The organism is Nodosilinea sp. LEGE 07298 (assembly GCF_015207265.1).
In the GTDB taxonomy this organism is placed as follows: Bacteria; Cyanobacteriota; Cyanobacteriia; order Phormidesmidales; family Phormidesmidaceae; genus Nodosilinea.
The window spans coordinates 1-5,578 of sequence record NZ_JADEXE010000371.1 but is presented as its reverse complement, the minus strand read 5'-3'; the positions used below and the strand labels follow the sequence as shown (position 1 = coordinate 5,578).

General features: G+C 59.2%; 4 protein-coding genes. All 4 read right to left on the bottom strand.

From position 1 onward, the window contains the following. Nucleotides 1-25: 25 nt before the first annotated feature. The 4 genes from IQ273_RS29565 to IQ273_RS29550 are packed head-to-tail and all read right to left on the bottom strand — an operon-like array spanning nucleotide 26 to nucleotide 5,364. Nucleotides 26-760 (bottom strand): hypothetical protein, encoded by a 735-nt coding sequence (locus IQ273_RS29565; RefSeq protein WP_194026685.1) that lies wholly within the window; start codon nucleotides 758-760, stop codon nucleotides 26-28. Between the two features lie 23 nt (nucleotides 761-783). Continuing rightward, a complete protein-coding gene (locus IQ273_RS29560) occupies nucleotides 784-1,884 on the bottom strand; it encodes a hypothetical protein (RefSeq protein ID WP_194026684.1) in 1,101 nt (366 codons plus the stop codon). A gap of 40 nt (nucleotides 1,885-1,924) precedes the next feature. Continuing rightward, the gene (locus IQ273_RS29555; RefSeq protein ID WP_194026683.1) at nucleotides 1,925-2,647 is read right to left on the bottom strand and encodes a hypothetical protein; all 723 of its coding nucleotides are present in this window, start codon (nucleotides 2,645-2,647) and stop codon (nucleotides 1,925-1,927) included. Further along, nucleotides 2,644-5,364, bottom strand: coding sequence for a hypothetical protein (locus tag IQ273_RS29550; RefSeq protein ID WP_278000606.1), 2,721 nt, complete (start codon nucleotides 5,362-5,364; stop codon nucleotides 2,644-2,646). The genes IQ273_RS29555 and IQ273_RS29550 overlap by 4 nt, the downstream gene beginning before the upstream one ends. Nucleotides 5,365-5,578 lie beyond the last annotated feature (214 nt).

Below are 5,578 nucleotides of genomic sequence, written 5' to 3'. Positions count from 1 at the left end.
TCCCACAGATTGTTGGGTGTCGTCATCACAAGTCCTCCCGGTCAAGTTCACGGATGGCATAGATTTGCAGGCCGGTTTGGCGAATGCTGTAGATGGCCTGCTCCAAAGGGGTATCGCCATCGGGCACAGCGGGCGCGGTGACCGCCTCGACAAACACCTCCCGGTTAAAGGGAATCGCTTGACCCAGGGCATTGGCGTCGTTAAAGACATAGAGATGGGCCACCACCGCCACCTTCCAGCGCCCCTCCCCAACCACCTCGGGACTCCCAACGTGGTTGATCACCATCACCACCTGACTCGTGCCCGTGAAGACCCCCGGTGGCGTCAGTTCGGCCACCCGCTTCAAGAAGTCCTGGCGGAAATCTTCCGAAAAGGCAAAACTGGCTTGCCAGCTGGCGGTGGCAATATTGCGCCGACCCTGTTCCACCTCAATCGGTAGGCCAGGGTCGGCCCTGGGCTGGCTGGCCTCTTCCGCCGTGGTGGCAGGCAGGCTGCCGCTCCAGTTGAACATCAGCACCAGGGTGTCATTGACAAAACGTCGGACTGTTTCTGGGGTGCGCTCGCGAGAGCCCATGGTGCCGACTCGAATGGCCTGCCCGTCCTGCATTTGCACCAGGGTGGGGGCATCCTGACGGCTGAGACGGCTCAGGGCACCAGCCTGAAGAAACAAGACCACCAGAATCACCAGCTGCAACCCCACGCTGCCCAAGACAAACAGGGGTAGGTAGTTTGTGTTGCGTTTCTCAATCAACTGCACCATGGGATGTGTCCTTATGAGTGAGGTCAGCGACGCACGCGGTAGGCCCGACGTCGGCCCGAGTAGCCAGGGGCACGGGCGATGCCACCCATGGCCCCCGTCCCCGCAATCACCCCAGCGGTACTGGTGAGGGCTCCAAAGACCGTCATGCCACCGCCCGACGCCAGGGCCAGAGAGAGAATAGGAGCTAGCAAGCCGAGAAAGAAGGGGGCAATCAGCGGGTGAGAATCCCCGGCATTGAGTACCGCTAGAGAGACCAGGCCTGAGAGGATGTTGAAACTGAGTTTGGCAATAGCCAAAGAAAAGAACCCCGTCAGCCAGGCGAACAGCGGTTTAGCCCCCACTGGCAACAACGAGCCGCCCACGGCCAGCGGCCCCAGGGTGGCCGTCAGCAACAGCGAGGCCTCAATCAGCCACTGAAAAGCGATGTGCAGCGCCATCAACAGGCCTCGGGTCACGGTCTGAAAGCCCGAACCCATTAGCGCCCCTCCGAACCGCAGACCCGAGTCGAGGGGATTGTCCCCGGCTTGAGCCGCCTCCAATGCACGGGACAGGGCATTGGGATTGCCGGTTCTGGCGCGGTAGTCTTCGATAAACTCGCGGGCTTCAATCGCCGCTAGTTCGATGCAATTCGCCCGCTCTTCAGGGTTTTGCAGCTCATAGCACTGGTTGCGGCGCTGAATGATAGTCTGCTCCACTGACCCCTCCAAAACCGCCGCCTGATAGGCCTCTTGCAGCCGAATATCCGCAGCCGTGTAGGACAAAACGTCCTGGTTGACCTGGTTGATGTAGTTGCGGATGTCTAGGGTAATGGCCGCTAGGCGATCGCCGTTGTTAGAGAGCAGCACAATCACCAGCAGCGGCCAGATGAAATCGGCATAGGCGCGACTGCTTTCCCCTTCCACCATCTGCCGTGTCCACTGGGTCATAAACAGGAGCAGGGTAGCCACGGCGAATAAGACCCCCACCCGAGCCAGGGCAAAGTAAAGCCCTCCCTGAAGCACGCTCTCCCAGAGCTGGTTCCAGCTTTCAGCCACGGCTTCAGACGCGACAGCGCCGCCTTCAATGATGTCGGCGGTGTCGCGGGGCAATTGGGCGATAGGTGAAACGGGCCAACCCAGCAGCATGATGCTTCACATCCAAATTGACGTAATGACTGAGAGACGTCTAGAACAAACGGGCCTGGGCGCTAATTTGCAGGGTGTCGAGAGCATTGCCCAATTCTTGGAGGCGGCGGGCACGGGCCTCTTGATCCAGGTTTTGAGACATGTTGGCCAGGTTGAGGTTAGTCAACTGAGCGTCCTGGCGAGATTGCAGCAGTTCTGACTGCACCGCCCCCAGAATCTCTGACTGACGGGCATTTTGCTGCGCCATCTGCTTGATCGCCGCCTGGGTAGAGACAGCCGTCTGAGCCGAGTCAGCGTGCTGCTGCACCTGGCCGATGGTGTTTTCAATCCAGGTAATCTTGTCGCGGGTGGCGGTTTGCCCGGTTTGGCCTAGCACCGCATCGACCTGGGCGCGGGTGAGCTGCCGGTCAACTTCATTGGCGGTTTCAAGGCCTGCATAGATGCTGTCGGACTGAGCTAGATCGCCCTCCAGGATGGTCGCCAGCTCCGTCGAGATTTCAGAACGTACCCGATTGGGGTCAACCAGGCCCAGATCGCCCAGGGCGTTTTGGATCACACCCTCTAGATCGCCGGGCAGCGGCGTGAGTAGGCCAGAGAGGGTTTGCTCGATGTAGGTTTTGCTGGTCTCAAAGGCCTGGCGGAAAATGCCGAAGATGTCGGTAAAGGTGGTATCGACTTGCGACGCGGCGGCAGGTTTGATGGGTGCTACCAGCAGGGTGGTGGCCAGGATAGGAACGAGGGCAAGGCGAAGGCGCGGGTTCATGAATGACCTCCAGTGGGTAGAGAGTTAAAGGAAGACAGGGGAACTTCGGGGTGGGGATTGCGCTCAGCAAGCCAGCGCTCGGTGATCACCGATAGGGGTTCACCCGACTGAATCGAGAGCACTAGCAGGCGGGCGAATTCCGCCAGACCCGTGAAGGTATCGGGGGCATGGCGCAGCACCAAGTCTCGGGTCGCCTGCTCATCGGGGTTGTTGGCCACGGCAGCCAGTTGGGCAAAGGCGGGATAGTAGCGGCAGTAGGTGTAAAGGCCGTTGTTGTCCAGCAGCCACTGGCTGTAGATGCCCTCCCGCTTGGGAAAGAAGCTCTCGCTGGCATTACGGCTGATGACGGCCTTGGGATATTTAAGAATGCGTTCAAAGCTATCCACCGCCATGGGCTGAATACGACCAATCAGGCGAGTAGTCAGGTTTTGAAAGATCTTGGCGCTGGCTGGCGATTTATGCACCGTATCGGGATCTTGCGCCGAAATGATTACCCGAATCCCGGCCTTAGCGCCGTTGGCGCAGAGTCGGCCAATTAGGGCTCCAATTTCGTCAAACTCAAACAGGATGGGGGCCTCATCAATGAAGAAGATAGAGGCTGGGGCTTCCAATGCTCGCCGTAAAGCAGCGGCATAGGCCGAGAGGGCCAGCACAGCGGCATCTTCTTCGTTGGAGAGATTCCGCAGGGCAAAGACCAACAGTTGGGCATCGGTGGGGAAGCTGGAGGGGGCCGAGATCGCTCGTCCTACCCGACTGGAGAGCCAAAACCTGAGCCGTAGATCGATCATGTCCAGAGCCTTCGCGATATTGCCGCCCACCTGGTTGAGATCCAGTTTTTCAGGCGTGCAGAAGTCGAGGAAGTCGGCCAGGGTGGGCATCTGTGCCCATGCCGCTGAGCCTAAGCGCCCTTCCATCGCCTCCAGGTAGCGTCGCTGAATTGGGGCATCGGCAAAAAAGGCGTTGAGCGCCAGCACCAGAATCGAGCGAATGGTCTGGGTCATCACCGAGCTATTGGCCCCGGAGCCCACAATCATGGTCAGTAGCGCCGACTCCAGGAACGACTGAAAGTCGTCGAGACGCTCTTTGCGCTCGTCACCGGGCAGGTGACGCAGATCTGGCAGCTCGAACAGGTTGTTGGACTCGCGGGAGATGTCGAAGTAGGCCCCACCTACCAGCTGGGTATAGTCGGTAAAGGTCGAGGAGCCATCTGGCTTGGGAAAATCAAGGGCCACCACCGGGAAGCGGTGGGCCAACGCCTGGGTGAGAATGCCGGAGACCAAGACTGATTTTCCGGCTCGGGTGGTGGCAAACAGGCCCAAGTTTTGGTGCTGGTTGAACAGATCCAGGTGGATCGGCTGCCCCCCTTCTTCGGCAATCAGCTCAAAGCCACTCCTATCGCAGGGCTGGGTCACCACCAGCGGCATCAGCCCCGGTGCTTCGCCGGTCAGGTAGAGCTGCCGCCGTCCAAAGGGGGTTGCCATCAGCGCTTCCCAGACAATCGGCAGGGTTTGGAGCCACACCTTCCAGGCGTAGTCTTGTTCGCGCTCCACCCAAGCCGGGCGGCGAAAGCAGCTTTGGATATAGCGGCAGGCTTCATCCAGCTGCTCCAGTTCCGGTCGATGCACCATGAACACCACGGCGGTGTGGATGGGTAGAGCCCCTTCGAAGAGTTCTTCCTGGGCCTCAATCGAGCGCTTCATCTTCAGCTCAGCGGCCACATCCACCGAGTGGCTGTCTTCAGCCAGGGTAGCCGTCAGGTTTGACTGCTTCAGCATCCGCTGCACGGTGGTTTTGACCAGGGTTTCGTTGGCCCGAGTCAGCTGGCAGAAGATTTCGGTATCGGCGACCGTCTCGCGGGAGAGGATCTCCCACAGGTAGCGCAGCTGAGCTGCTTCACTGGCCCAGCCACCCGGTTTTTCGAGGAACGTCAGCGGGGCCGCATACTGGCCCTTGACCTTAACCCAGGTTTTCCCGGCAGTGGGCACCCCCGCCCGAGTCAGCAGTGTGGTGCTGTGAATGTCGGAGTTGACCTGCTCGTGCAGGCCATCAGAATCGAGGATGATCAGCTGAGGGATATTGATGGGGTCACTGGCGTTAAAGCGGTTCCACAGCAGGCTCCACAGATCCGATTCACCCAGAGGCTTGACTGAGAGCCCCATCTTGGTCGAAAGCACCTGCTCCCAGAGCAGAAAGCCATCGGTAAAGGCCTTGGTGATCACCGTTTGCAAGCGCTGGTTTTTGGCCTGGCGCAGCTCACCTGTGAACGACTTCCACAGGGTTTCGCCCCTGCTGATCACCTTCTCGATGATGTCTTGGGCTCCCTCAGAGCCCGTTTGGACGGTGTAGGTAACGTACAGCCGGAGAAACTTGGGTTTGCGCAGGCCCTGCTGAGTGAGTTGCTGGACTCGGGCACGTTCAGCGGTGAGCAAGAACTTGAGAGCAGCGCTGGGGGCACCGCTAGATAATCGAGCTAGATCCTGCTGGCGATCGCAGTCCGCCGAAAACGACCCCAGATGAATCGTCAACCGCTCACCATTGGGCAGATCCTTCAGCCCTGATTCCAGCTGGTCAAAGACGATCTCCACCTGCTCATCGGTCAACGTGTTGTGGATGCCTCGGCAGTCGAAGCCAAACACAAAGCAGAGGTGCTCGCGGTTCTTGCCCTTCGTGAGAACGTAGGCTCCAACCTGTCGCCCTCGCAGCTCGATCCGCACCATAGCGGCGAGATTGAGTGCATCTTCAAAGGGCGTCAACGTGCTGACGAACTGGCTACCGAGCTTGAGTCGGTGTTTGCCAATGGTCTGTATTAGACGACACTGAACGTGGCGGGTGACGACAGCTAGATAGGCGGGAGAGGTGTTCTCCCTGCCCCTTGAGTCATCACTGAGACCGGATCCAATTTAAGCTAATAAGAAAAGACACTGAAGGTAT

Excerpts from the sequence above, each read along its gene's own strand:
- IQ273_RS29560 (WP_194026684.1), bottom strand. The coding sequence starts at position 1,884 with ATGCTGCTGGGTTGGCCCGTTTCACCTATCGCCCAATTGCCCCGCGAC.
- IQ273_RS29565 (WP_194026685.1), bottom strand. The coding sequence starts at position 760 with ATGGTGCAGTTGATTGAGAAACGCAACACAAACTACCTACCCCTGTTT.
- IQ273_RS29555 (WP_194026683.1), bottom strand. The coding sequence starts at position 2,647 with ATGAACCCGCGCCTTCGCCTTGCCCTCGTTCCTATCCTGGCCACCACC.
- IQ273_RS29550 (WP_278000606.1), bottom strand. The coding sequence starts at position 5,364 with ATGGTGCGGATCGAGCTGCGAGGGCGACAGGTTGGAGCCTACGTTCTC.